Below are 26,656 nucleotides of genomic sequence, written 5' to 3'. Positions count from 1 at the left end.
TTTCCCGCCGCAAATTCACCCGCTGCGGTGCTTACCGCAAAAACGATCAGGCGTTCGTCGAACAGACGAACAGCCGCCGTGGTGCGGCGCATTGTAGGGTATCGTCGGTTGGAGGGGCTTGAAGCCGCTGCTGCCCTTGCACAGCTCTATTCGACCGTTCGGCTGTTCGTGAACTTCTTCCAGCCCTCGTTCAAGCTGGCGGAACAGGAGCGTGACGGCGCCAGTGTGCGCAAACGCTATCACCTTCCGGCAACGCCCTGGCAGCGTTTGACGGAAAGTCCGCAGACACCGGCGTCCGTTCGCGCGAAGCTGGCGCAGTCGGCTGCGCAGCTGGATCCTGTCAGACCGCTGAGCGACATGCGAGCCGCACAACAGCGCCTTGCAGCCTCAGCCGATCGATGCCCACATCAGATTCCGTGGTGTCCGAGCGGCGCTCGATCAGTTCGTCTCAAGCTTGCGAACCGCTTGGAGGGAGGGCGAAATACGACCTAGTTCTATCATCCCCAAGTTTAAATGGTGCATTGTTTTCCTTGGAATGGAAGGATGAACTATGGGCCAGGTACTGCACGGGCGCGCCACGACGACAGAGGCAATCCATCGAGCAATACAAAATAGTCAAGAGAGCCTGAGGAAGCTCTCCAAGCGCTACGGGATCGACCCGAAGACGGTTGCAAGTGGAAGGGGCGGACTTCGGTCGCCGATCTGCCAACTGGTCCCAAGGACCCAAAATCGACGGTGCTGTCGATCGAGGAAGAGGCCGTCATGGTCGCCTTCCGCAAACATACGCTGCTACCGCTCGATGACTGCCTTTATTCCTTGCAGGCGACCATCCCGAACCTGACGCGCTCGTCATTGCATCGCTGCCTGCAGCGTCACGGCATTCGAGGCTGCCTGAGGTCGAAGGCGACAAGCAACCCAAGAAGAAAGTCGCCGCGCATCTGGTGCATCGCGATAGGCCCCTGCGACTTCGCTTCAAGGTTTTCATGAAGCTGTCCGCGCGTTCGTTGTCATAAGGGTTCCCCACCGGCTGATGCTCGGCTGGATCCCATGCCCATGGAGGATATCAGAATAGCTGGTGCAAGCGTTTTGAACTCCTCTGTCCGAATGATGGATCAAACTGCCGGGAACCGGAACACGTGCGGAGATCGCCATTTTCGGGCATCGACAGCAAGGCTGGCCCGCAAGTGGAGTTCGAGCGCCCATCCGATGACCTTGCGACTGAATGCATCGAGCACAACCGCCAGATAGGCTCATGCTCGGCAAGGTGCAAATACGTGATGTCGGTGACCCAAAGCTGGTTGACGCCTGTCAGTTCCATGCCTCTGGCAAGGTTCGGCACCGCAACACACGTTTGTGGTTTACCTGCCAACCCTCGCGGCCAAGAAGGGCGCCGATCCGGCGATAGCCATAGTGCCGGTTGGCCAAGGCCAGCCTTTGAATAACATCTCGCAGACCAGTTTCTTCCTGACGCGGCGCCGATTGCCGCCACTGCCGGTAGTATCCAGCCCTGCTGACACCGGCGAGACGGCACATCTGTTCAATTCCTGGAGAGCCTTGCGGCACATGGGCTGTCATTTTTGAATGACTTCGAAGACGCTGCACCGCGAGGTGCGTCTTTCTGCTGTTGACTGCCCTGACATACAGCAAGGCTTCTTGAAAAAAATTAACCTGTTGCTGCCCAATATTGCGTTCAAGTTCGCCAATGCGGCGACGCGCTTTTGTCAACCCATCGGCACGACGCTGTTCAGCCGGCAGTGCAAAACCTGCCGCCAAGGCTTGCCGATCTGGTGGTGCCTCGGAAGGCCGCTTCTTTGGACGCCCGTCTCGGCTCGGCGTTAGATTGCCACACACCCGCAACTGCTGACGCCACGCTTACAGGCGTTGGCGACGAATACCCAGTTCATCAGCCAGCCGGCTAATGTTCTCCCCATTTTGCATCCTTAGGAGTATGGAGAGTTTCTCTTCTTCGCTAGATCTCGGTTCTCTTCCAACCATTTCCAATCCCTGCAATCCAGAAACTGTCCGATATCTATTTGTCTCAGTCGAGGGGTGCACTCCAGTCGTCGGTGCCGCGCTCGACGAAAACGCAGCCAGCTTGCATGTCCTGCATTCCGCTGTCCGTGAAGTATGCGCAGATAAATAACGTGCTGCAGATTGGCCGCGTCGAGGCATTCTCGCCACGACATACCCGTAACGGGTTCAATGCTGATCGGCGTGTCCAAACCGCCGATTTCAGTGCCAAGCACCCTCGCGGATTCTTGCAGCATTATTTTTGTTGGCGCGGAATGGTTAGATGGCCCGATGTTCGTCTCGACGCCGTGCGGTGGGCTCTCAGATAAAGCTGGGTCGGTCATGATTGTCTTGTTGTCGGCAGCCGGTGCCAGCCCTTCCATAATCCGCGCGAAAAAAACATCCCGCCCGCTCCACCACCGCTTACAATGACTGCAGAGCATCTCTAGGGTCATGCTCCCACGGCCTAGTTGTCGGACGAACTGGCGGGGTTGAAGTTCCTGGGGCTCTACAAGTCCGAGATCAAACTCGCGGATGGTAGCAAGGTCCTGAATTTTTGCGCCAACGATTATTTCGGTCTCGCCGGCTCCGTGTGCAGCCCGGAGCCAGATGTCGAAAAGCTATCCAACTCGTGATCCAGCGAACCTCACCAACTCCACTTCAGGCATCCAGCACGGTCTCTACCAAGTTCACCCAATAGCCGATCCCATAAGGCAGCGCGTCGTCGTTGAAGTCATATGCCGGATGGTGTACGTTAGCGGTCAGCCCATTGCCAAGAAGGATGTAGGCGCCCGGCCGCGCCTCAAGCATGTAGGAGAAATCCTCCGCTCCCATGCTTGGGTTAATCCTATCATTAACCGATGATGACCCGACGAAACTGCGTGCCGCCTGGATCGCCAGATCGGTCCCGGCCTTGTCATTGAAGACTGCTGGAACAGATCGAAGGTACCTGAACTCGACATCTGCGCCGAACGCGCGGGCGATGCCCTGGGCGGCTGCCAGAATCTCTTGCTCGGCGAAGTCCCGCAGGCCGGATGAGAGAGTCCTGACGGTGCCAGCGATCTCAACCTGATCGGGAATAACGTTGTAGGCCTGTGCGGCCCGCAACTTGGTGACGGAGATCACCAGCGACTCCCGAGGATCGGTCTTACGCGAGACCAAACTTTGCAGGCCAATGATGATCTGTGCTGCGATGACTACGGGGTCTACGGTTCGATGTGGGGAAGCCGCATGGCCACCCATGCCTTTCACGACAATATCGAAGTCGTCTTGCGATCCCATCATAGAGCCATGGCAAATAGCGAATTTGCCGATTTCCAAGCCTGGAGAGTTATGCATGCCGAATACCTGGGAGATGTCGAACCGGTCCATGATTCCTTCCTGGACCATCTTAAAGCCTCCCGTTGGGAATTCTGGCTCTTCAGCAGGTTGAAAGATCAAGGCAACGGAGCCCTTGAACTTGCGCATACTCGCGAGGTATTTCGCCGCGCCCAACAACATGGCCGTGTGACCGTCATGGCCGCATGCATGCATTACGCCCGCGTTTTTGGACGACCAGGGCTTGTTTGACGCCTCAACGATTGGCAAGGCATCCATGTCCGCTCTCAGCCCGATCGTCGGTCCGTCTCCGCCTTCGCCCTGAATCAATGCGACGATGCCGGTCTCGGCTATCCCCGTTTCGATATGATTGATGCCGAATGATGCCAGTTTCTCAGCCACGAACTTCGCTGTATTGTGTTCCCGAAAGTCGAGTTCTGGATTTTCATGCAAGTAGCGGCGCCACTCGGTCACCTCGCGCTGCAGATCACCGCCAAAAACTTCAACGCTTCTCATTCGTATAATCCTATTTAGCGATCCCGCCGAGCCGTTCCGATGTTCTTCCCCAGCCGCGTCGCATATTGCTGGCTGGACAATGGGAATTCCTTTTGAGCGGGGCATAGCGATCGAACTTCAATTCTTTACTTCATTCACAAGAATCAGATTTCGTCTAAAAGAATGATGCATGACGGAGAGGGGTTTGTGCCAAACGGAGTCGATTGGTGAAATGTGGATCGCAGAATGCGGCGCGGTTTGAAGTGTAGTCAGTTTCTGAGACGCACTTGGGACCTGTTCCTTCGATTCGCCGACCCATAATGCCCCTGCGGGATCTTCATTAAGAGGTTCATGAGACGGTACTGAGAAGTTCATAGACGGTCCAACCGAAAGCTCAGGGCACGGTCTGGCGCGGCGAAGCCAGATGGCGATCGGCTTCGCGGCGGATGGGGGGCTGGGCTTGCGCCTGTCGAACGGCCTCGCCATGGCTTGGTAGCAGCGGTCATGTCTGTCCGTCCCTCCACGGCCGTCTGCCAGGCTCCGCGGCCACGCTCATACCGGTAGTAGACTTCCGTTCGAGCCGCTGTTGGATCGTTTCAACGACCGAATAGATCATGTGCTTCTTAAAGCCAACTACCGTACCAGCGGGTCGAGCCACCACCAGGTGCCGCGCTTCAGCGTACCTGCCTCGTCACTGGGGCGATGCGAACGAACCGCTCGACATTGCGGGCTTCAGCACCGTGGATGAGCCGAATTGGGCCGGAAGACGTTTTGTTTCATGCGAGAGTTTGAGCAGGCATAGGAAGGTAAGTTGTTACAAACCGCACTCCATCCTCACATCATCTACTATCGTTCAAGAATTGGGTCTTGAGGAACTGGTCCGCGCTGCCCAACCCAAGGGCGATGTCTGATTCCCACTCACTGACGGGTGGCCGAACAAGCGGCCCATCGAGGACGGCGGCTGGAACATCTTCACAACGACCGAACCTGAAGCGATCCTCGGCAGCGTTATCACCGGCAGCACCCTGCCCATGAATGGCGGAAAAAGGTTGGGTTGGTTGGCCGCAGGACGACGACCATGAGGCTCTTCGAAGCAAATGGGCGGATCTCGACACGCTCGAAGAACACAATGCACTTGCGCGCAAGATGCGGCAAATATGTTGGAACTATGTCCCCGCGGTTCTGTTAGCTCAATGTGTCACGCCAATCTCGCGCGGCAAGACGCAGGCCGGCCTCATCGGCGTGCGGCGTGGATCCGGATGAACGATCGGTTCTCGAGGTCATCTCGCAGCGGCTAGAACGACTATTTTCCTGCCGCTCCTGACGATGATCCTTTCGATGACGGTTTGGGATCCGGCATCCTCGCCGCGTGGCGTTTCGTCCTCACCTGCTACCGAGCGCCGTGCCGTTTGGGAGCATCCCTGCGTAACCGACCGCTCCCATGATCGGCCCGGCCAGACTATAGACGACTGGCGGCACTATCTGGCCGTGGTGCAACGCAAGCCCGGTGCCCTGCGCAACGCGCGCCGTTCATAGAGCGTTCCGATGCCTCCCGAAGCCTGCAGCGGGACCTGATCAAGAAGCCGGTGGTGATCGCGAGATAGTCGATATCTTGGCGCTAGTCCTCCAGCGGGATGAGCAGGCTGCTGTCTGCCGTCCAGATGGCGCTGGAAGCCGGCGTCCTCAACAAGACGCACATCCCTCAGCCTGCTTCATCGCCTGGTCAAGGCTGGCCCCCGGGGGAAGAAGGAACTGGCGGCGAAAATAGCGGTGCGTGTAAGTGCAAGCGGGCATTTGTGCTCGCTACTACTAACGGCCGGGTGGATCGGCCGTGTCGCGGCGCTGCCAGAGGCGTTGCAATAGGCAAAGCGGTCACCTGGATTGGGGCAGAAGAATGCACTGACTTTCAAAACTGGGCCGCCTTTTGCGGTGCTCATTTCAGGAATGGGCGTGACTTGGCGCAATCATGCGACCGCTTAGTCTATGCTCTTTGCATTCCACTCAGAGAGATGTCGGAGGCCTTGATGCGTCTATTTGCGGCAACGCTTGGTACTGAAACCCATAGCTTCTCCCCGATGCCCACGGGGATCGATGACTTCAAAGCTGGCGCATTCTTCCGTCCGGGCGAGCACCCCGAAGAGGCGCCAGTCTGGTGCACAGAACCGCTCTGGGTGGCGCGGCGCAGAGCGGTTAAAGATGGGTTCACTTTGATCGAGGGTAGCTGTTTCTTCGCCGAGGCTGCTGGCCCAACCAATCGGCGCGATTACGAATTCATGCGTGACGAGATCCTAGACCAACTCAAGGCGGCGCTGCCTCTAGATGGCGTACTTTTGGGCATGCACGGCGCCATGGTGGCGTATGGCTATGATGATGCCGAAGGAGACCTTTTGGAGCACGTGCGCGCCATTGTCGGCCCTAAATGCATTATTGGTGTTCATCTCGACCCGCATTGTCATTTGACGGTAAAACGGGTGAAGATCGCCGACATCATAATTCTGTATAAGGAATATCCTCACACTGACCAGATCGAAGCCGCCGAGGAATTGCTCGATTTGGTCCTGAAGACGATTCGAGGTCAAGTGAAGCCGGTAATGTCACTGTATGATTGTCGGCAGATGCATTGGTACGCCACTAACATGCCAAGGATGCGAGATTTGGTCGATCGCATAAAGGCGACCGAGGGCAAAGACGGTGTCCTCTCTATTTCGATCGGCCACGGTTTCCCCCCATCGGACGTACCCGAGGTGGGGACGCGCATTCTTGTCATTACAGATAAGGATAAAGAGAAGGGGGGCGCACTTGCCACAAAGCTGGGGCTGGAGTTGGTGTCAATGCGTGACGAACCAACTTCCGCGTTTCGGCCCTATGCTATCCCTGACGGCATTAACGCCGCCCTTCAATTCGATGGCGCGCCGGTGGTGATTGCGGATAGTAGGGACAACGCCGGTGGAGGGGCCACTTCGGATAACACAACCATTCTTCGGTACCTCATTGAGCACCAAATCGAGAACGTCGCATTAGGCCCGCTTTGGGACCCTGTCGCGGTGCGCATCTGCTTCAAGGCCGGTGAAGGAGCAAAGCTTCCGTTGCGCATGGGGGGCAAAATCGGCCCCGTCTCGGGTATGCCGATCGATGCGACCGTCTCCGTAGTAGGACTTAAGCGAGATTGCTGGCAGTTCAGTGGCGCTACGCGAACCGCGCTTGGTGACTGCGCTGCGGTGCAAATTGGCGGCGTGGAAGTTGTGCTCACCAGCGAGCGGACGCAGGCTCTAGGACTAGAACTTTTTAGTAACGTGGGAATTGATCCACTTTCTAAGAAAATTCTAGTGGTAAAGTCGAGCTTGGCATTTATGGTAGATTACGGACCGATCGCTAAGAAGGTTCTCTTCTTGAACAGCGATGGGCTGCTGGGCCGAAAACACGAATATAAGAATGTCAATCGACCGATTTGGCCCCTAGACGATGAAGCCACGCCCCATCTACTCCTTTGAAGAGCCTTTGGCATAACCGCTCTACCGAACCGGACTGATGTCGGCATCACCGCGACATACCGCCACCGAACCGGGTGACGACTCGTTGCCCGTGATCGGCTCGACATCGCTGGTTGCGAGTTCGTGACTTATGCGCTCGTGGCAAGTCGTTCAAAACACCGGTGACAATGCGGTTGTAACGGCTTCTGGCCGAAATTGTATTGTGGGATCTGCGTGGCAAGGTGGTGGGGAGCCTCTTTACAAGCTGCTTGGCCGAGCAGTGAGGATGTTGATTTCCGCTAAGAGCTGACCCGGCTTGGAGTGAACCCCACCCGGCTGGATCAGGCGATGCCGCCAAACTAAGCCGCCTTCCGGGCAAGTTGGATTTCAAATTCCTCTGGCGCTCTCGGCCTGCGCATTGTGGTGGGATTGCCGGTCGCACTCATTGAGCCGCACAGGCCGGCCGTTTCGAGTGCTCTTCGGTAGGTCTCGGACGCATATTGGCATCCACGGTCGGTGTGATCGATGCAGCCTGGCGGCGGTCTCCTGCTTGCCAAGGCCGAGCGTCGGTTGCCCATTCGCTGAAGCTCAGATTGGTGGTGATGATGACGCTGGTGCGTTCGTAGAGCGTGCTCAGGAGATGGAACAGCAGCGCACCGCCTGAGGGACTGAACGGCAGGTATCCGAGTTCATCGAGGATGACCAGATCGGAATGGGCGAGCCGGTTGGCGATCTGGCCGGCCTTTCCCTGGGCTTTCTCCTGCTCGAGCGCGTTGACGAGTTCGACGGTTGAGAAGAAGCGGATACGTTCGCGAGGTGCTCGATCGCCTGCACGCCGAGCGCGGTGGCGATGTGGGTCTTGCCTGTTCCGGGGCCGCCGACGAGCACGACGTTGTTGGCCTGGCCCATGAACCCACAGCGATGGAGCTGCCGCACGAGGGCCACGTTGACCTGACTGCTGGCAAAGTCGCCGGCCAGATCGCGATAGACGGGAAAGCGGGCAGCCTTGAGCTGATAGGCCACAGACCTGACCTCCCGCTCGGCCATTTCGGCCTTCAGCAGTTGCGACAGGATCGGAACGGCGGCCTCGAACGCGGGAGCTCTCTGTTCGGTGAGTTCGGCAACGGCCTGCGCCATGCCCTGCATCTTCAGGCTTCTGAGCATGATGACGACGGCGGCGCTTGCGAAGATGGCGGCATTCATCGGCGCGTTGACGATCCACGGCGCGACAAGACCGTGGCATCGTAGCCCGGCGATGAAGGTCTGCGTTTGCCATTTGCCGAATGGCGCATGTGTCCTGAAGCGCTCGCCCTTCGGCGCCCAGCCGGTGCGTTTGGTCAGCTTGGTGTTGGTCGACGTCTCATCGATGAAGATCAGCCGCGCCAAAGCCTTGTTGAAGAAGCGCTTTCGCCGCCCGGTCCACAGCTCACGCGCCTGGCGCACGTCGGCTCGCCGCTGCTCGCTGGCCAGTAGAGTTTTTTTTATGACTGAGCCCAAGGCGATTGAGCAGTCGCCCGACATTGGAGCGGTGCACGCTTACACCACGCCCCTCCAGCTCGAGGCAAAGCTCATCCAGCGTCAATTCGCCGGTCTCGGCCAACCGCAAGCGGACGAACTCGGCATGCCGTTCAAGCTTGCCGCCGCCCACATGGCCCTGCTGGCGCGCTTCGAGCGAACCGGTCTGCCTGCGCAGCTTGATCAGATTGTTCACAAAGCGAGGCGAAACGCGGAAGTGGCGCGCTGCCTCGCGGTGACCATGGCCCTCATCGACATACGCAACAACACGCCGACGCAACTCAAGCGGTAGCGGCTTGCCCATCGCGGTCTCCTTTCAACCGCAATGAATCACGAACTCAAATCTATGGGAATCCTGAATCTCTTAAATCGCGACACGCTTTAGCCGGAGTAACAGAGATCGAGAGGCAATCCGCACCACTTTGATCGGTTTGTGGCAGTTGGATCGAATTATGTCAGTCTTGTTTCGTCCTTCCCGTGATTCAGATGCAAAACTAGCGCCCGCCAAATTTACCGTGAACGCACATCTGCCCAAACGTGCACCAACCGCCGCTCAACCCTATTAATGGAGACAGATCATGGGCACTCGACGACTGTCAGAACGGCTTAAAGCTTGAAGGCGGGCCTGAAAACGCAGGATCCAGATGTGCCTTTGTTCAACTTTTCACGCGAGATTGTGAATATTGCGACACACTGTTCGTCGAGCCAGTTCCCGCTCGATCGCAGCTATAAATGTTCAGACGTTCGCGAGTGGCAACACTGGCACATCATGGCACCCTTTAATAGCCGCACCTTCACTTGGGAGAGATCTTAGACCCGCCCATTGGATTTTTTTAGCTGAGAAGCCAGAATGACCGAAAACCGCCATTTTCCGCGACTCTTTTCGTCGCTGCGCCTCCGAGATCTTGAGATTCGCAATCGGATCGTATCCACCTCGCACGGCACCTATCTACTGGATCACGGCTTACTGACGGAAGCGACCGCAGCTTACTACGCGGCACTGGCTCGCGGTGGCGTCGGACTAATAATTCTTGAAGCTGCCTCCGTTCATCCTTCCGCAGTTTACAGTGACTCCTTCTTAACCTGCCATAGCGACGAAGTCATACCAGGTTTCCGCCGCGTTGCCGAAGAAATCCACGCAAACGGAGCGAAGGTGTTCGGTCAGCTCTATCACCCGGGTGCGTCGATGCGTGGGCGCGTCGAAGGAAGAAGGCTCGTGCCAGTGGGCCCTTCTCAGGGAGCCAATGAAAGAACCCGGATCCCCGCACGGGCGATGTCGCTATCCCTAATTCAGGAAGTGATTGCGGCGTTTGGCGAGGCAGCTTTGCGCATGATGGCCGCCGGACTGGACGGAATCGAAATCAATGCGCGCAACGGCAATTTGCCCGCCCAGTTTCTAAGCACCGAGATCAATCGACGCAGGGACCTCTACGGTGGCGCCTTTGCAAACCGTCTTCGATTTATAGCCGAGATCGTTCATGAGGTTCGTCGTCGGATCGGCGATACCGTACCGCTGGGGCTCCGGGTATCGATCGAGCCAATGGATGAAGTGGGGCCGTCATCTAAGGAAATACAGGAGGCCTGCAAGGCGCTCGGTCCCTTCGTGGATTATTTTAACGTCGTTACAGGCTCGCTTGGTACATACGCAGGTTCCAGTCACATAGTTCCACCTATGGGCGTGTCCAGTGAAGCCGTGGTCTCGGGGGCGGAGATTTTGCGCGCCGCTACGGGGTGTCCAGTTCTTGTTGCAGGGCGAATAACGCGGCCCGAGGTCGCCGAGCGCCTGCTAGCAGATGGGCAAATCGATTTGTGCGGTATGACTCGTGCGCTGATCGCCGATCCAGAGCTTCCCAACAAGGCCAAGAGCGGACAGGCGGAACGTATCCGAGATTGCATCGGCTGCAACCAGGCTTGTATCGGGCATGAGGGACTAGGTGCGCCCGTCTCCTGCATTCTGCACCCGGAAACCGGTCGTGAATTGGCTTTGGGACCACGCTCCGGCATAAGACATCCGAGACGGATCCTAGTAGCCGGCGGTGGACCGGCGGGATTGAAGGCAGCCGCGGTCGCGGCAGAACGAGGTCATCACGTGACTCTTTTCGAGCAGGAAAAACACTTCGGTGGTCAGGCTCGATTAGCGGCGCTCATTCCAGGCAGAGGCGAATTCGGAGTTATGGTGCCGAACCTCGTTCGTGAAGCACAGGAGGCAGGTGTAAAACTCGTTCCCGGCACATTGGTTGATCTAAATTTGGTCCAACGAGAGGGAGCGGAAGCGGTTATCATTGCAACCGGATCTTTGCCTCATCGTTCAACAATCGATCATGACGAAATCGCAGTATGGGACGCATCCCAAATCTTAGGGGATGAAGCCGGCGTGAGTGGGTCTGTCGTGATCGCGGATGAACGTTGCGATTGGGTTGGTATGGGTGTGGCCGAAAAGCTGGTTCGTGAAGGACATCGGGTCCGGTTGTGTGTCTCGGGTGATATGGCGGGCCAGGAACTGGATTCGTTCACTCGTTACCATTGGCTGGGAATTCTCCACCGGCTTGGGGTCGATATCGTGACGCATGTTCGTCTCGCCGGGATCGTGGGCCGGGCGGTTTCCTTTGAGCATGTTGCAAGCCTTACACCTATCATTTGGGAGGACGTGGAAACGCTGGTGCTTGCTCGAAGTTACCAATCGAACACGGAACTCGAAGAGATTCTTGCGGATTTTGACGGTGACGTTCACGTGATTGGCGACTGTCAGACTCCCCGCACAGCCGAGGAAGCAATCTACGAGGGTCTTATGGCCGGACTGGCGGTTTAGAGCGGTTTTGCCAAATTAGGAGTCGCGGGTTTGCGTTGAGTGGCTTGTTCTGATTCCCTGATCGAAGTGATTTGCAAAGGAGCAACGGCATGGCGCGAGCCTACGGCGTGGATTTGCGAAAGCGTGTGGTCGAGGCGATAAACGAAGGTCTGTCGACCCGGGCAACGGCGCGGCGGTTTTCGATCGGGATTTCGACGTCCGGCGCGTGGTATCGCGAGTGGCGTTCGCGTGGCAGGCGGAGCCTGGCCGGCAGGGCAAGCCGAAGCTTTCGAAGCTGGATGCGCACGAGGCGTTCATTCTCGCCCTGGTGGAGACCGACGAGCGGGACATCACGCTTGCTGAGATCGCCGAGCGCCTTGCCGAGCGCGGCGTCAAAGCCGGCGTGAGGACGGTCCACGAGTTCTTCGCAAAGCGCGGCATCACGTATAAGAAAAGACGGCGCACGCGGGCGAACAGCAGCGCCCGGACGTTTTGGCCGCGCGAGAAGACTCGTTCGACGGACAGGTCGATCTCGACCCAAGCCGCCTGATCGTCATCGACGAAAGTGGCCTCAATACAAAGATGGCGCGGCTTCGGGGTCGCTTGCCGCGCGGCGAACGTTGCCGGGCGGCCGTGCCTCACGGGCATTGGAAGTCCACGACCTTCATGGCGGGCTTGCGTCTCAACGGGATCGCCGCTCCCTGGCTTCTCGACGGTGCGATGGATGGCGAAGCGTTTCTGGTCTACCTGCGCCGCGTCCTTGCGCCGACGCTTCAGCCGGGCGACGTCGTCGTGATGGACAACCTCCCGGCTCACAAGGTAGCCGGCATTCGCGAGATCATCAAGGCGGCCGGCGCATGCCTACGCCATCTTCGTATCCAGGTCGATCGCGCAGTCGCTGCTGCCGCTCGACGACTGCCTCTATGCGCTTCAGGCGACCATCCCGCACCTGACACGGTCTTCATTGCATCGGTGCCTGCAACGCGGGCCGGCTCCCGGATGTCGAGGGCGACAAACCGGCGAAGAGGAAATTCAAGCTACCCGATCGGCTACTTCCACATCGACATTGCCGAGGTCAGGACCGAGCAAGGCAAACTGCACATGTTCGTCGCTATCGACCGCACCTCGAAGTTCGCCTTCGTCGAGTTGCACGAGAAGGCCCCCATCGCCGTCTCTAAAGAGTTCCTGCTCCGGCTGATCGCGGCCGTGCCCTACAAAATCCACACCGTGCTTACCGACAACGGCATCCAGTTCACCACCCCCGGTGCCGGTGGCTCGGCGGTGCCGCTGATTAAGGAGGCAATCGCCAATGGCGAGATCTTCCGCGCTCACGCCTTCGAATACGCCTGCGCCAGGAACGACATCGAGCACCGCACGACCAAGGCCAGGCATCCGTGGACCAACGGCCAGGTCGAGAGGACAACCGGACTATCAAGGACGCCACCGTCAAGCGTTTCTACTACGAGAGCCATGACCACCTCCGCACCCATCTCACCGATTTTTCGCCGCCTACAACTTCGCTCGCAGACTCAAGACCCTCAAGGGTCACCTTACGAGTTCATCTGCAAGGCGTGGGCCTCACAACCGGAACGCTTCAAACTCAATCCGCTCCAGCAAATGCCGGGACCAAACATCTAGTTACTCCGCCCAAGAAGGTGAGTGCCCGGCACTGGCCCTCGATCCAGTCGGCAGTTTCTGGCTGAAGCTGGCATGGGCGAAGGTGAAGGACGACGCGCCCAGGACCGCAACGAAGATCTGAGCCTGGCAGATGACGCCAGTATCGGGATCGACGACGGGCACGGTGTGGCCTGCATAGTCGGTCTGCATCACCGCGCCCGCCTCGTGGCGGCGCTCGACCGGCGCTGGAAAGCGCCGAACCGGTCACAAAACCAGGTGTAGCCATAACCATCGGGGTGCGCCGCGCGGTATTCCTGCCAAACAGCGTCAGCGTCACGCCCTTGCGCTTCAGCTCGCGCGAGATCATCGCCCAATCGGGCTCGTTCGGATCCTGCGGTGGCCGGTCAACCCGGCGAAACAGAAGCCGCTCAAGCGATGCGTCATCGTCACAGCCCGGTGGCAGCGGCCAGTCCGAGACGCCAGCCTCACGTGCCCGCAACAGATAGGTCGAAACCGAAGTCTTGCTGATCTTCAGCCGTTCCGAGACCGCACGCACCGAGAGGCCCTGCTCATGCGTCAGGCGCAGGATTGATCGTTCCGATGATGAGAGGGCAAAATGCCAGAACGGCGCTCCCGAGAACCGACCGTTATATCCCCCCGAAAACTGTCCGGGAATTAGCGGAATCACTGTCCCGTAATGACTGAAATCGCTGTCCGCGAATTAGCGGAATGGGTGTCCACGAATTTCTGAAACACGCAACGCCTTCGATGCCGTCGGTGGCGTCCTCACCATCCCGCACGGAAAGGCCGGCAAATCCCGCGAGTTAGCGTTACATCCGAGCACTGTTGCAGCCCTCGGCAATTATTTGCGCCGCAGCGATCGGCCCCGCTGGCCGCAGAACACGCCCGCCCTGTCGTCTCGCCGGCCGGAACCAGGCTGCTCTATACCGACGTTCAAAATATTCCGCACTGAGCAGCCGGCGACGGCCGGTTTGATCCTTACGTGCTTCAAAGGATCGTGTCCCGCGGCGTGGTGTAGCTGGCGGCATTAGTCGCCGTGCTCTCCGGCATGGGCCGGGCTGATCAGCGCGCCACGGCTGGCAGGCTGATCAGGGGATCATCGCTCATCTGGCTGATCGTTTCCAGAGTCATATATCTGGCCCGCTGCACTGCCCATTCATCGTTCTGTTCAAGCAGGATTGCGCCGACGAGGCGCACGATCGCATCGTCGTTCGGGAAGATTCCGACGACCTCGGTGCGCCGCTTGATCTCGCCGTTGAGACGTTCGATCGGATTCGTCGAGTGGAGCTTGGCGCGATGTTCCTTGGGGAAGGTCATGTAGGCCAGCACGTCGGGCTCGGCGTCGTCCATGATTGTCGCCAGCTTCGGCACCTTCGGCCGGATCTGGTCGGCGACGGCGCGCCATTGTACGGACGCGGCCTCGGGCGTTTCCTGGGCGAAAGCGGTGGCGATGAAGGCTGAGACGACCCTGCGGCCGCTCTTGCCGGCATGGGCCAGCACGTTCCTCATGAAGTGGACGCGGCACCTCTGCCATGTCGCGCACAGCACCTTGGTGACGGCCGCCTTGAGGCCTTCGTGAGCATCGGAGACGACGAGCTTGACGCCGCGCAGGCCGCGACGTGTCAGCTTGCGCAGGAACTCTGTCCAGATCGGCTCGGCCTCCGAGGTGCCAATCTCCATGCCCAGTACCTCGCGCCGGCCGTCCGCGTTGACGCCGACGGCGATGATAACGGCGACCGAGACGATCCGCCCACCGCGGCGGACCTTCAGGTAAGTGGCGTCGATCCACAGGTATGGCCAATCGCCCTCGATCGGCCGATCGAGGAATGCCTTCACCTTCCCGTCGATCTCCTCGCACAGCCGCGAGACCTGGCTCTTGGATATGCCGCTCATACCCATGGCCTTGACCAGGTCGTCAACCGACCGGGTCGAGATGCCTTGCACATAAGCTTCCTGGATGACGGCGGTTAGCGCCTTCTCGGCCATGCGTCTCGGTTCGAGGAAGCCCGGGAAGTAGGAGCCCTTCCTCAGCTTCGGGATGCGCAGCTCGACCGTGCCGGCGCGAGTCTCCCAGTCCCGGTCGCGGTAGCCGTTGCGCTGGGCCGTCCGAAGTGGGCTCTTCTCGCCATAGGCAGCACCCGTCGCGGCGCCCACCTCCATCTCCATCAGACGCTCGGCGGCAAAGCCGATCATCTCACGCAACAGATCGGCGTCGGGTGTCTTCTCCACGAGCGCGCGCAGGTTCATCATGTCGTCGGTCATCGGTAGTCCTTCCGGTCAAAGGTTGGTGTCCCAACCAGACCCTACCGGAAAAGCGCCGATGACCACCGCAAAGCCGCTCGCTCCCTACAGCGCTACTAACGGCGCGCGATCGCGCACCGAGCAGCGCAGCTTTCTGGCCTTCAATATTACTTCGGGGAAGGGGGGCAGGCAGTACCAAGCGTACTCATGAATCGAACGAAGAATGGTCTTCGTTGAAGGCGTGGGGCCTTCGTCTGTCAAAGCGGATAGGTATGAAAAGGCACCAGCTTTAAGCGGGGCGGCGAAAAGATGGCGTAACAGATCCGCACTCGATCCCAATCGCCGGCTCGTTTCCGGAACCCGTGATGTCCCCGCCGGGACGGTGTTGTGGTGACCTCGTTGAATCGGCTGAAGTCGGCTTCGAACCTCGTTGCACACGTTGACGCGCCCGACCCAAACATCATCATGAGGCATTCGACTTCGGAAAAGGACCGTGACCCGGCGATGACAGAGTGAATCTTTGGATTGACAACCACACGCAATTGAAGGGCCGTTTCACACGCCACGGTAGCTATGCCGTCAGCCACCGCGTCAAAAGCGCATCGAAAGGCTTCGGCTGGACAAAGATGTTGACGACCTAGGAACAGGCGGTGATCGTTCCCGTCGGCAATATAGCCCGAGGTGCATCGTCGGCGAATCCGCAATGGGCGTTACATAGCAGATGACGAAGGGCCATGCCGCCCTAGGTTGGGCGGCGGGCTTTGATATAGCAAGGGATGAGATCGCCAGAATCTAGCGCCGCCTGACGGCCCTTCGCACTGGCGAGACGGCTCTCGGCCATTTCCGTGCCGAGGGTGGCCGCAAGCTTCTGACCTACCGGCCCCTTGAGTATCGCTACCTCCCGGCGGGTGGCCTCCTGCAGTTCATTGCGGAGATGGCTAACAGACGGTTCAGCGAAACCTGCGTCGATGAGCGCCTGAAGGGCGGCCGCGGGCGGCGTGAAGGCGAACTTCTGTTCCCGCAGCCAGGCGTGAACGACGCGGCTCTCGGCGGCGCCCTCGGACCAGAGCCAATCGGCGGCAATGAACCAGCCGCCGGGCTTTAGCACGCGCAGGACTTCTAGGTAGAGTGCCGGTTTGTCGGCGATATGCAGCATCGCGTCGTTGGAGAAGACCAGGTCGAATGTGGCATCCGCAAACGGGAGCTTTCCCGGTATGACCAACTGGAAGATGACACGCCCGCCGAGCCCCTTCCTAGCTGCTAGGTCGCGAGCTGATTTGATCAACTGTGGCTCGACATCAATGCCAATGACTGCGGCTGCGCCGTACTTGGCCGCCAGCAGCACGGCGATGCCGCCTAGGCCAGAACCGATGTCGAGCACGCGGTGGCCGGAAAGGTCGATGCCCTCCAGCATTCGGCCGACCTTCTTCGATCCGCCCGGCGAAAGCATGCCTTCGCCCCAAATGAACTCCACGGCATCGGTCAAATCCTTGGGGTACTGCACAGGTGGCTCTCCTTGACGGCTAGAATTGAGGATTTGTCACCTGGCTGCTTTCGGCTCAGCCGCCTGGTGCCTTCTTGCTGCGACGCGGACAACGCAGGTCAGATTTGCGGGCGCGGAGGCGCTTAAGCTCCAGGTCACCACGTCATAGACCGGGGTCGCTCCGGGCTACGTCCCGTCCTGAATGGCAAATCGCGAGCTCACACGTCGGCGCTCAATACGTGTATCCGCCTCGCTGACTTGAGGGACCGTCGCAATTCTCATGGATAGCTCCAATTTGGTAAACTTATGGCATTGAAGTTTGCGCCACCTGATAGATTCTTAGGCACCGCGCGAATTTTAGCTCGATTCGATCAGCCAGCCGGGTTGGTCGCTGAAGGGCCCGAAGGATAGTGTGTTGGCGTTTTTTAGGAATTGCCAGATCTGCTCGCTTGACGCTTCCCCGGATAGAACAGCTTGGCACTGTTCTAGGAAACTGCGTATTCTAGTAGGTGCCGCGCTGCCATGGGCTTTGCGGGTCACAGAAGTAGACCTGACGCCCGCGTCGATCTTCAGACGATTGTGCTGGGCCATTTGCGCCGGCAATCCTCTGCCGGGGAGCTTGAATTTGGGAAGGTTCCCGGTGCTTAGGCAAACCCTCGTCAGTCGCCATGGTCGACGGTTGGCCTGCTGCCGTTGCGTTTTTTCCAACAGTCGGACGCAAGAAGATCACAACTGGGTTTGATGACGGACGCATCATATCGGACGCCAGCGTCGTCCTTCGGGCGGCCGCCGAGCGTACCATATATTCTCCACTAATGTGACGGGTAGCGGTCCAAGAGCAATCTTCATCGCCCACCGTCCATGTTGAAAAAATTCCACATTTTCCATCCCCTTTCGGGAAGCGACGTCCCGTTCAGAGCAGGGACCTCCTACATCGAACGTTCGTAACGGACGCTTCTGCGCTTCAACCGTCGCTGCAGAGACCCCCGTTTGGTCTCAAGGAGAGTATTCTCGTTCAGGAAATATGGCACTCAGACAAGACAGGTTTGCGCCAAAGTGAGTCGGCTGCTGAAATGTCGAGCACAAAAAGGCGTTCAGTTGAATGTCGTCAGCTTCCGGTGACGCACATCGGGACTGACGGGCGATCTTAGGTTGAGCTGTATAGTGCATTGCATCTGTTTGTCGGATACGCCGGCCAATATCTCCTTCTGTGAAACAGAAACTCACGCGACTTGCAGGTCGCACGAAAACATTTTTTTGCCAGATCCACTCTGATCCAACGTATCCTTCATTCGCCGTCCGTTCTGTTCTGTGGCCTAGCCACATCACCTTGGCACATTACGATGCCGTTATCTTCCTGGCCCTTAGAAGATCCCAAACATTTCAAATTGCGGCTCCTTTGCGGCTCTTGTTTCAAGAATGGGCGCAATTTGCCTCGATTGTGCGACCGCTTCGGCTATCTTTTGGCATTCCTCTGAGAGATGGCGGGAATCTCCCGTAATGCGTCTGCGCGAACGGTTGCTACTGAAACCTATAGCGTCTCGCCTCTGATTTGTGGAATCAATCGAGTTGGAGACAGCAAAATGAGCGATGTGATGTCGAAGGAGCAGCTGCAGTCTTGGGTTGCGCGCTACAAGCAAGCCTGGGAGACGCAAGACGCAGATTTGATTGTGACCCTCTTCACGCCGGACTGCGAGTATCGCGAGACTCCATTTATGGAGCCTGTTCCAGGAAAAGACCTTCACGCCTTTTGGCAAGCGCTTGCCGAGCGTCAGCAGGACAACCATATCGTTCTCCACATCCTTTGCCAGCCATCACCCGACCGCGTCCTCATAAACTGGAAAGCAGAGACGACGCGGCGAGGCACCTCGGAGCGGCGCGAAGGAAACGGAATCTTCTTGCTCACTTTTAGCGGGGATCGTTGCTCGGATGTGCTCGAATGGCAGCATTGGCACGTCGTTGGGGAAGCGCCGGAGAAGTGCTCGTTTACCTGCAAAAAGGCCTAAGAACGGCGGAGCGCTACCTCTCATCGACGTCACGATCATCCGCCGTTGGCTAAGGCCACGTGAGCCTCGACACCACCAACCACTACGCGAAAGCCAATCTGGAAACAAGGCGAAGAACTGGTCGACGTTCCGACGACCGCAAGTCATCGGCCATCATGGAAGCGGGATGCAAGCTTGTCGCCTGGCTCGATACGCTCTGAAATGATGCGAAGGAATTTTGGGCGGGAACGCCGACCACCGGCCGATCTGCGCTCGTTCCTTCGCATTATGGCCACCTGACGATTATGCAGAGCGTTTTTAGCGTGGCGTCGCGCAGAGTGGGCAGTGCCGCACGCTTCCATTCCGATCAGGCAGGGTGGTAGCTGCTCGAAAAACTTCAACATCTGCTGGCGGCGCAGCTTGGCGCCGGACAACGTGAAACACCGACTTCGCGAGGTCGATGCCAACGATGGAAATCTCTACCATTCGCTCCCTGTTTGTCCATCCTCAGCGATGCCAACCTAGCACCGGCGGAGCGGGAGCGATCCCGTCGATTTCGAACAGCTCTTGTTCCGACCCCAAAGATGTCGGAAATCTAGGGCGGATCGACATTCAGGATTCCCCAAATCAGCTGATGTCTGATTCATTTTCCGTGTTGAGGCACGGAGCGAACGATGGGGATCAAGCGGTACGAGTTGGATGAGGCGCAATGGTTGCGGATCGCGCCGCTACTGCGTGGCAAGGCGCGTGATCCGGGCCGCACTGGCTCGGACAACCGATTGTTCGTGAACGGCTGTTTGTGGGTTCTGCGATCGGGCGCGCACTGGCGCGACTTGCCCGAACGCTATGGCAAGTGGAAGACAGCTCATCGGCGTTTCAGCGGGTGGTGCCATGCCGGCGTTTGGGAACGCGTGTTCGACACGCTGAGCTGACCGCTGACCGCGACAACAAATACCTGATGCTCGACAGTACCATCGTTCGCGCCCACCAGCAGGCAGCGACCGGAAAAGATCCCATGAGGGGACGGGCGGCGGAACTCAGGTAAGGTTTCGGGGTCCGACATCCTAACCCTGGAGACGTGTCATGAATCTCTCATCCGTTGCTCTGCCGCCCGTTAACGAGAAGACTGCCACAATTTTCATGGCGCTGGAATTGAGCAAGTCGACCTGGCTTGTAGCCACTCGCCGGCGGTCGACAAGATCAGCCTGCATCGCCTGCAAGGAGGTGACACGAAGGGCTTATGGCTCTCATCGAACACCGGCGCGAACAGGCGCAGGCCGCCTTGAAGCGTTCGGTTCGGGTAATGTCGTGCTACGAGGCCGGCTACGACGGTTTCTGGCTGCATCGTTTCCTGCGCGACCGCGGCATCGACAATCAGGTTCTGGACGCGGCCAGCATCCGTCGACCGCCGGTCACGCCGCGCCAAGGCGGACCGCCTCGATGCGGCGGCGCTGCTGCGCACGCTGATGGCGATGGAACGTGGCGAGCCGAGGGTCTGCCGGGTTGTGCGAGTGCCGAGCCTCGAGCAGGAGAACGATCGCCGTCGCAGCCGGGAACGGGCTCGGCTCGTCAACGAACGCGGCCAGCATTCGAGCCGCATCAAGGGGCTTTTGATGACCCAAGGCATCCGCGACTTCAAGCCAGCCAGACGGGACTGGCGTGAGCAGCTCGAGACGCTGCGCACGGCTGACGGGCGGGATCTGCCGCCCTGCCCGAAAAACGAGATCAAGCGCGAGTGCCGCCGCTTGTGGCAAGTAATCGAGATGATCATGGAGGTCGAGGCTGAGCAGCGTCAGGCCGCCGAGACCACAGCTCCCGGGATCGCCCAACTGAGTCATCTGCGTGGCATCGGCCTGACTATCGCAAGCGTAATGACGAACGAGGTGTTCTTCCGCGATTTCCAGAACCGGCATGAGATCGCCGGTTATCTCGGTCTCCAGCCCTTGGAGCAGCGGCGCGGTCAGCCGCGACCAAGGCATCCAGAGATCGGGCAATCCGCGAGCGCGACGAACCGCCATTGAACTCGCCTGGCTGTGGCTGCGCCATCAGCCCGATAGCGGTCTCGCGCGCTGGTTTCACGAGCGCGTCGGCACCGGCAAAGGACGCATCCGCCGCACCATGATCGTCGCCTTGGCGCGCAAGCTGACCCAGGGCCTGCTGCCGGAGGGGGCGCCATGACCAAGGCCTGACGAAAGAGTTCGACGCGAGGGCGGCCAACGTCACTTGCGACGAAGCGGGATGGATGTGGACCGGCGCCCCCCCCCAGGGCTGTTAACGCCGTCAAAAAGATGGGTCCCATCCTTCCCGGCATCCTCGGCCTCAAGCACCTCCTGCATCACCGCACGGAGCACTTCGTGCAATCCATCCGGGTTCGAAAGCAAAATGTCTTTGACGGCAGCGCTGGCGGTCTTAACTTCAGTCTTGGTCATGGTGGCGTTCCTTCGCGGGAATCACCAGCCTGCCATGACCGCCCCCTCTCAGCGAATTTGCAACACTACCTTTTCCTGCGAGCCTTTGCTTCGCGTCTGTCGCGCGTTGACTGGCATTTTCCCCAGGCGACAGGGTGGGCACATGGCAGGATCAAATTCATCTCCTCGCTGACGGCACAAAGGCCACTCCGGATTCGGAACGGGCGTCGCTGGCAGACTCGCCTTTCAAGGCCGAGTCACCGATTTTCTTGTGCGTTCATCTCGGAGCGTTTGCTCAGACGCCGGTAGGTCTCCCGAGGTGCACACGGAAGTAGGCCCGACAGGAGCCAGAGCTCGCTGCCGGGCCGCTACGCCTTGGGAGGTGGCGTAACAGGGAGGTTGTAGCGGCCCCTGCTTAGGTCTTCTGCATGTTCCACATCGCGGTCCACACCGGCATTTCGATGAGCCCAGCAAGCGTCTTGCGGCGCGCGATTGGTCCAATAGTTTGACCAATATAAACGAATCCGACGGAGTCCCACCAAGCCCTCTGCATTTCGCGGGCCAGGGTCTGGCGCTCTTCAAGCGTTCCGATATCCGGCCATTTGGCCCGAAGAGCCTCATATTCGTCGCTTTTGAACCATCCGTACCAGCCCTTATCGCCATTCGCGATTAGGTAAGGTGCGGCGATCGGATCGCCGAAGGCAACATCCGCGTCGTTCGTAATGAAAATGCTCCAGCCGCCGTTCTCGACCGGGCCCTTGTTCGACCGGCGTGCGACAACTCCGCCCCAGTCGCTCGGCGCAAGCTCAGCATTCACCCCGATCTTGCGAAGCGTTGCCGCCAAAAGCTGCGCCGCGTCGCTGACCTGCAGCCAGGTCGACGGCTGTAGAATGACAATCTTCTCACCAGCATATCCGGCTTCCTGGAAGAGCTGCTTGGCCTTTTCCGGATCTCCGCCCTTCTTATACCATCCGGTGTTCTCGTCGTTCGAGTAAAGTGTATTGGTTCCAAACATCGAAGTAACTGTATGGCCGTACTTTGGATCGGGGGAAATGACACCGAGGAACGCCTCCTGATCGATCAGGTGAAGCATTGCTTGACGCGCCTTCACGTTGTCGAACGGCTTCTGCAGGCAATTCATCCGGAAGAACATGTTGTCTCCCGACTTGTTCAGAATCTGAAGTGCAAGGTTAGGATCGCTCTCGATCATGGGATAAAGATCGGCGGAAGGCGTTGCGAGGAAATCAACTTCACCGCCCTGCAAGGCTGCTAAGGCAGTCTGCTGATCGGCGATATTATCCCAGATGACACGGTCGACGTTGACGACCTTCCCACCGGCGAATCCATCGGGGACTTCGCTGCGCGGAACATATTTCTCGTTGCGATCGTAGGTGAAGTTAGCGCCCGGCTTGGCAAGAGCATGATTGAACTTAAACGCCCCCGATCCTACATTTGCGGTCACCTGTTCTGTCGGGGGGCGATCCGCATCCTTCTCACGCATGACGAACACCGGTACCGCCGAGATTCCCCCCATCAGGTCGAACAAGATTCCCAGCGGCTCTTTGAGCGCAATCGTGAAGGTTTTGTCATCCTTCTTCGAGATATCGTTGGCCCGCTCCAGGAGCAGGTTTCCAAAAGCTTGGCCCCAGCGACGGATTGAGGCGACACAGTCCGCTGCGGTGACTGGGGTACCATCGTGCCAGCCCAAGCCATCGCGGAGTTCGAATGTGTAGGTCTTCTTGTCGTCGGAAACGCCCCACTTCCCCACCATTTGCGGCTGAGGCACAAGCTTTGAATCGGGCGAAAACAGCGTGTCGTAAATGGCGTAACCATGATTGCCGGTGATGGAAGCCGTCGAAAAGATCGGATCGAACACGCTCAGATCACTGCCCATCACCATCCGCACCGTCCGCGCGTCGGCTGGTGCCGTCTGCGCCCGCAAGACAGACGGGATCGATAGAGCCGTTCCGGCGGCCAGTCCCGCTTTAATGAGTTCGCGTCGAGAAAGCGCCATGTCCAGTTCCTCCCTTTTGAGCCATCGGCGCGGTTAATCCGCACCTAGCGTTGACATTATGAGTAGGCAATTCGATCCCGAAGAGGAGACGCCTTTTTCTCTCCCGATATCCTCTACGAAGCGATCTTGAAACAGGTAGCACTTTGGGCGGGACAGTTTGCGCCAAATAGCGTCGGCTGCTGAAATACGGACTGCACAAACCGACGGGATTTGAAATCTCTCGCTTCCGCCGGGCTTGTAGCAGGGCAGAGTCGCGCGGCGGAGTGTTGACACAAGTCGCGCAATTGACAGCGTCGTAAAGACGGATGTTGATTTATACAGCATATTGACTGGCGTTATCTAGCCAGCGGCGACACCTGGACTTGTGACAACAAACGGCGACGCGGATGACATGGAAGGTTGTGACCAATCACCCGCTGGCGTGCGTCACTGGGAACGAGCATGCACCACTCATCCAGGGAGCGCAACTGTTCCACAAACAGACCTGGATCGGACGGGGGGCTCGGGGATGGCGGAGCCATGACCTTCGATCGCCGCTACAAGCTTGGCCAGTGGAAAAGGCCCTGGGCGGCCACCAGCCCGAATTCGGCAAGATGGCCACTTATCGCATTGATGGTCTGGGTCCGCTGGCGCACCAGAAAATCGCAAGCGCGAAACACCCTCGCCGCGGCCTGCCTCACTAGCGTGAGAATCGCGCCGTTCGCGTCAACACCGGGCACGTAACAGCTTGGCGCTATCTAGGCCCGTTTGTTCCACCTTTCTCAGTAGGATGGCTCGCTTGTGACTTTCGATAGGCACATTTTGGCACATAGTACCCCGATTGACCCGCATTTCACCATTTCGTGCACCAGGCAGCAACGGATAGTACAAGATGTTTGATCCCAGGCTTTGATGGGGCATCCTTATCTTCCGAATCAAAGGATGCGCTATGGGCCAAGTTCTGCATGGGAGTGCCACAACGACAGAGGCGGTCCGTCGAGCGATACAGCATAGTCAAGAGAGCCTGAGGACCCTGGCCAAGCGCTACGGGATCAACCAGAAGACGGTTGCGAAATGGAAGAGGCGAGCTTCGGTCACCGATCTGCCGACTGGTCCGAAGGAACCGAGATCGACGGTGCTCTCGATTGAGGAGGAGGCGGTCATTGTCGCTTTCCGCCCGCTACACGCTGCTGCCGCTCGACGACTGCCTCTATGCGCTTCAGGCGACCATCCCGCACCTGACACGGTCTTCATTGCATCGGTGCCTGCAACGCGGGCCGGCTCCCGGATGTCGAGGGCGACAAACCGGCGAAGAGGAAATTCAAGCTACCCGATCGGCTACTTCCACATCGACATTGCCGAGGTCAGGACCGAGCAAGGCAAACTGCACATGTTCGTCGCTATCGACCGCACCTCGAAGTTCGCCTTCGTCGAGTTGCACGAGAAGGCCCCCATCGCCGTCTCTAAAGAGTTCCTGCTCCGGCTGATCGCGGCCGTGCCCTACAAAATCCACACCGTGCTTACCGACAACGGCATCCAGTTCACCACCCCCGGTGCCGGTGGCTCGGCGGTGCCGCTGATTAAGGAGGCAATCGCCAATGGCGAGATCTTCCGCGCTCACGCCTTCGAATACGCCTGCGCCAGGAACGACATCGAGCACCGCACGACCAAGGCCAGGCATCCGTGGACCAACGGCCAGGTCGAGAGGACAACCGGACTATCAAGGACGCCACCGTCAAGCGTTTCTACTACGAGAGCCATGACCACCTCCGCACCCATCTCACCGATTTTTCGCCGCCTACAACTTCGCTCGCAGACTCAAGACCCTCAAGGGTCTCACACCCTACGAGTTCATCTGCAAGCGTGGGCCTCACAACCGGAACGCTTCAAACTCAATCCGCTCCAGCAAATGCCGGGACCAAACATCTAGCGCCGGCCGACCGGCCGCGACACCTGGGCCCAGCCTATAGGGCGGTGTTCGACCTGCTGCTTGCAAGACCAACCCTTTTGAGGCACCGCGCCAACTACCGGGCCACGATGCCATCCGGAGAAATTCTCATGAAAAAACTACTGCATCCCCACTCGCGAGATAGGCGCTGCGGCGCGACGAGGTCGCCATACAGTGCCTGATCGGCATCGAGACTAGCCATCGGTTGCGCCGAGATTTGGCTGAAGGCGTCAGGTTTGCCTGATGCCGGCGATAATGCGGTCCCGACGCACCCGGACACGCTGAGGTTGAAGCATGGCCGCCGGCGATGGCGCTGCTAAAACAGGCTTAGGAGATTAGCCGTCCGAGCTTACCGAGCTGTCGATGCGAGTGGATAACGAAGCTATACAGCATCCGCTGTGTCTGTCGAGATGATGGCGAGCGCACCAGGCGTTGCGGGAGCTGAAGCGGAGGATTGCCATGATCAGGGCTGTAACAAGCAGAGCCGTTCTTCGAATATTTGTACCATGGGAATATCCTCTCGTTTTCGCAACACCACCGGCGCTACCCGCAGGGGAATCGCACATGAGTACAAAGGGACTCTTGTGTGGTGTGCGGAAATCGATTCTGAAAGGACTCTGGATGATCGGAGGTCAGCATGGTGTTTCTGGATGTATTCGGCGAGGTTCCGGACCTTCGAGACTTGACGGCACAGCACCCGTTGCCGGAGATTTTGTTCGTAGCGCTTGCGGCGGTCCTTTGCGGCGCGACGCATTGCACGGAAATGGAGCTGTTCGCCAGGAATCGGCTCGACCTGTTGCGGCAGTTCATCCCGCTCGAGCGTGGCGCGCCCAGCCACGACACCTTCAGCCGGGTGCTGGCGGCCCTCGATCCTGTCGCCCTCAACGATGCGTTCATGCGCTTCATGGCCGCTTTCGGCGCGCAGGCGCGCATCCCTGGCGCTACCCGGGGTCGTCCTGTTCCGTGCTGCTTGGCCCCTCAACGACCGTACGCCTCCGGCGAAGGCCGCCTTGCGCGAGTATGGCACGGTAGCGAGTCTGCGCTCCTAAGGTCGTCCTTACGAGCGCAGTTAGCAGCACAGCATGAGCCATGTGACATTATTGACCGGGCCTGAGCGTCGTCGTCGTTGGAGTGAAGAGGATCAGTGCCGGATACTGGCCGCGGCATTCGCGCCCGGGTCCACGGTGGAGGCGGTAGCGCGTCAGTACGATGTCGCGACGAGTCTGATCTATAAGTGGCGGCGCACGATGAGAACCCGCGAGACGGGCTTTGCCGAAGTTGTCGTGGTTCCCGATAAACCTGTCGCCGCTTCGGTGCCGGGGCGCCCCTAGCGGTGATCGAGCTGGAGATCGCCGGCAAGGTGAG

Annotated in this window: 15 protein-coding genes and 13 pseudogenes; 16 read left to right on the top strand and 12 right to left on the bottom strand. The window is 58.8% G+C overall.

The features are described 5' to 3' along the window. Positions 1 to 14 precede the first annotated feature (14 nt). Both NLY42_RS01650 and NLY42_RS01645 read left to right on the top strand, forming a co-directional pair. A pseudogene (locus NLY42_RS01650) lies at positions 15 to 493 on the top strand (transposase); the annotation flags it as partial. Positions 494 to 550: 57 nt separating this feature from the next. Next, positions 551 to 938 (top strand): annotated as a pseudogene (locus tag NLY42_RS01645) (transposase family protein); the annotation flags it as partial. A gap of 400 nt (positions 939 to 1,338) precedes the next feature. Here the strand turns inward: NLY42_RS01645 and NLY42_RS31940 are convergent. Next, a pseudogene (locus NLY42_RS31940) lies at positions 1,339 to 1,431 on the bottom strand (IS3 family transposase); the annotation flags it as partial. A 1,049-nt stretch (positions 1,432 to 2,480) separates the two neighbouring features. On the opposite strand from NLY42_RS31940, the pseudogene NLY42_RS01635 reads away from it, so the two are divergent. Beyond that, positions 2,481 to 2,600, top strand: a pseudogene (locus NLY42_RS01635) (glycine C-acetyltransferase); the annotation flags it as partial. Between the two features lie 70 nt (positions 2,601 to 2,670). On the opposite strand, the gene NLY42_RS01630 reads toward NLY42_RS01635, so the two are convergent. Further along, entirely contained in the window at positions 2,671 to 3,843 is a 1,173-nt protein-coding gene (locus NLY42_RS01630) for a M20 aminoacylase family protein (protein ID WP_023756011.1), read from the bottom strand. Between the two features lie 1,368 nt (positions 3,844 to 5,211). Here NLY42_RS01630 and NLY42_RS01625 point away from each other — a divergent pair. Then, a pseudogene (locus NLY42_RS01625) lies at positions 5,212 to 5,559 on the top strand (IS21 family transposase); the annotation flags it as partial. A gap of 287 nt (positions 5,560 to 5,846) precedes the next feature. Continuing rightward, positions 5,847 to 7,313, top strand: a complete 1,467-nt coding sequence (locus NLY42_RS01620) for a M81 family metallopeptidase (protein ID WP_031244958.1) — start codon at positions 5,847 to 5,849, stop codon at positions 7,311 to 7,313. 547 nt (positions 7,314 to 7,860) lie between these two features. Here the strand turns inward: NLY42_RS01620 and istB are convergent. The 3 genes and pseudogenes from istB to NLY42_RS01610 form a co-directional block, all read right to left on the bottom strand. Next, a pseudogene (gene istB, locus NLY42_RS01615) lies at positions 7,861 to 8,495 on the bottom strand (IS21-like element helper ATPase IstB); the annotation flags it as partial. Positions 8,496 to 8,534: 39 nt separating this feature from the next. Continuing rightward, a pseudogene (locus NLY42_RS31735) lies at positions 8,535 to 8,813 on the bottom strand (IS630 family transposase); the annotation flags it as partial. Then, positions 8,719 to 9,111: a helix-turn-helix domain-containing protein gene (locus NLY42_RS01610; RefSeq protein WP_084779902.1), complete on the bottom strand. Its 393-nt coding sequence runs from the start codon at positions 9,109 to 9,111 to the stop codon at positions 8,719 to 8,721. The gene NLY42_RS01610 and the pseudogene NLY42_RS31735, both read right to left, overlap by 95 nt. A gap of 546 nt (positions 9,112 to 9,657) precedes the next feature. Here NLY42_RS01610 and NLY42_RS01605 point away from each other — a divergent pair. The 4 genes and pseudogenes from NLY42_RS01605 to NLY42_RS01590 all read left to right on the top strand — a co-directional run. Further along, positions 9,658 to 11,616 (top strand): oxidoreductase, encoded by a 1,959-nt coding sequence (locus NLY42_RS01605; protein WP_023756007.1) that lies wholly within the window; start codon positions 9,658 to 9,660, stop codon positions 11,614 to 11,616. A 217-nt stretch (positions 11,617 to 11,833) separates the two neighbouring features. Beyond that, complete coding sequence (locus NLY42_RS01600; RefSeq protein ID WP_023756006.1) at positions 11,834 to 12,145, top strand: hypothetical protein; 312 nt, start codon at positions 11,834 to 11,836, stop codon at positions 12,143 to 12,145. Between the two features lie 32 nt (positions 12,146 to 12,177). Further along, positions 12,178 to 12,390, top strand: a pseudogene (locus NLY42_RS01595) (IS630 family transposase); the annotation flags it as partial. 100 nt (positions 12,391 to 12,490) lie between these two features. After that, positions 12,491 to 13,233 (top strand): annotated as a pseudogene (locus NLY42_RS01590) (DDE-type integrase/transposase/recombinase); the annotation flags it as partial. Here NLY42_RS01590 and NLY42_RS01585 read toward each other — a convergent pair. The 3 genes and pseudogenes from NLY42_RS01585 to NLY42_RS01575 all read right to left on the bottom strand — a co-directional run. Continuing rightward, positions 13,220 to 13,801, bottom strand: a pseudogene (locus NLY42_RS01585) (IS21 family transposase); the annotation flags it as partial. The pseudogenes NLY42_RS01590 and NLY42_RS01585 sit on opposite strands and share 14 nt — an antisense overlap. A 494-nt stretch (positions 13,802 to 14,295) precedes the next feature. Beyond that, positions 14,296 to 15,495, bottom strand: a complete 1,200-nt coding sequence (locus NLY42_RS01580) for an IS256 family transposase (protein ID WP_286489030.1) — start codon at positions 15,493 to 15,495, stop codon at positions 14,296 to 14,298. Between the two features lie 721 nt (positions 15,496 to 16,216). Beyond that, complete coding sequence (locus NLY42_RS01575) at positions 16,217 to 16,978, bottom strand: class I SAM-dependent methyltransferase (protein ID WP_023756036.1); 762 nt, start codon at positions 16,976 to 16,978, stop codon at positions 16,217 to 16,219. Positions 16,979 to 18,540: 1,562 nt separating this feature from the next. Here NLY42_RS01575 and NLY42_RS01570 point away from each other — a divergent pair. Both NLY42_RS01570 and NLY42_RS01565 read left to right on the top strand, forming a co-directional pair. Further along, positions 18,541 to 18,963, top strand: coding sequence for a nuclear transport factor 2 family protein (locus tag NLY42_RS01570; RefSeq protein ID WP_023756034.1), 423 nt, complete (start codon positions 18,541 to 18,543; stop codon positions 18,961 to 18,963). Between the two features lie 59 nt (positions 18,964 to 19,022). Continuing rightward, a complete protein-coding gene (locus tag NLY42_RS01565) occupies positions 19,023 to 19,163 on the top strand; it encodes a hypothetical protein (RefSeq protein WP_245263599.1) in 141 nt (46 codons plus the stop codon). 117 nt (positions 19,164 to 19,280) lie between these two features. Here the strand turns inward: NLY42_RS01565 and NLY42_RS01560 are convergent. Further along, positions 19,281 to 19,428: pseudogene (locus NLY42_RS01560) on the bottom strand (IS110 family transposase); the annotation flags it as partial. A 194-nt stretch (positions 19,429 to 19,622) separates the two neighbouring features. On the opposite strand from NLY42_RS01560, the pseudogene NLY42_RS01555 reads away from it, so the two are divergent. Beyond that, positions 19,623 to 19,972: pseudogene (locus NLY42_RS01555) on the top strand (IS5 family transposase); the annotation flags it as partial. Between the two features lie 382 nt (positions 19,973 to 20,354). Here the strand turns inward: NLY42_RS01555 and NLY42_RS01550 are convergent. Beyond that, positions 20,355 to 20,855, bottom strand: coding sequence for a hypothetical protein (locus NLY42_RS01550; RefSeq protein WP_023756637.1), 501 nt, complete (start codon positions 20,853 to 20,855; stop codon positions 20,355 to 20,357). Between NLY42_RS01550 and NLY42_RS01545 the strand changes: the two genes are divergently transcribed. Beyond that, a complete protein-coding gene (locus tag NLY42_RS01545; protein WP_023756090.1) occupies positions 20,854 to 21,120 on the top strand; it encodes a hypothetical protein in 267 nt (88 codons plus the stop codon). The two genes, NLY42_RS01550 and NLY42_RS01545, sit on opposite strands and share 2 nt — an antisense overlap. Positions 21,121 to 21,161: 41 nt before the next feature. Here the strand turns inward: NLY42_RS01545 and NLY42_RS01540 are convergent, their stop codons facing one another. Together NLY42_RS01540 and NLY42_RS01535 are read right to left on the bottom strand one after the other, a co-directional pair. Then, positions 21,162 to 21,371 (bottom strand): hypothetical protein, encoded by a 210-nt coding sequence (locus NLY42_RS01540; protein ID WP_023756091.1) that lies wholly within the window; start codon positions 21,369 to 21,371, stop codon positions 21,162 to 21,164. Between the two features lie 394 nt (positions 21,372 to 21,765). Further along, positions 21,766 to 23,364, bottom strand: a complete 1,599-nt coding sequence (locus tag NLY42_RS01535) for an ABC transporter substrate-binding protein (RefSeq protein WP_023756092.1) — start codon at positions 23,362 to 23,364, stop codon at positions 21,766 to 21,768. Positions 23,365 to 24,292: 928 nt separating this feature from the next. On the opposite strand from NLY42_RS01535, the pseudogene NLY42_RS01525 reads away from it, so the two are divergent. The 3 genes and pseudogenes from NLY42_RS01525 (at position 24,293) to NLY42_RS31730 (ending at position 26,622) form a co-directional block, all read left to right on the top strand. Next, positions 24,293 to 25,273, top strand: a pseudogene (locus NLY42_RS01525) (IS481 family transposase). Between the two features lie 655 nt (positions 25,274 to 25,928). After that, positions 25,929 to 26,405 (top strand): transposase family protein, encoded by a 477-nt coding sequence (locus NLY42_RS01520; protein ID WP_023755968.1) that lies wholly within the window; start codon positions 25,929 to 25,931, stop codon positions 26,403 to 26,405. Beyond that, the gene (locus NLY42_RS31730; protein ID WP_353622719.1) at positions 26,374 to 26,622 is read left to right on the top strand and encodes a transposase; all 249 of its coding nucleotides are present in this window, start codon (positions 26,374 to 26,376) and stop codon (positions 26,620 to 26,622) included. The genes NLY42_RS01520 and NLY42_RS31730 overlap by 32 nt, the downstream gene beginning before the upstream one ends. Positions 26,623 to 26,656 lie beyond the last annotated feature (34 nt).

The sequence above is a fragment of the Mesorhizobium sp. C372A genome (assembly GCF_030323245.1).
GTDB lineage: Bacteria > Pseudomonadota > Alphaproteobacteria > Rhizobiales > Rhizobiaceae > Mesorhizobium.
Note: the sequence above shows the minus strand (reverse complement) of the source record. Positions and strands in the feature narration are given on the sequence as shown.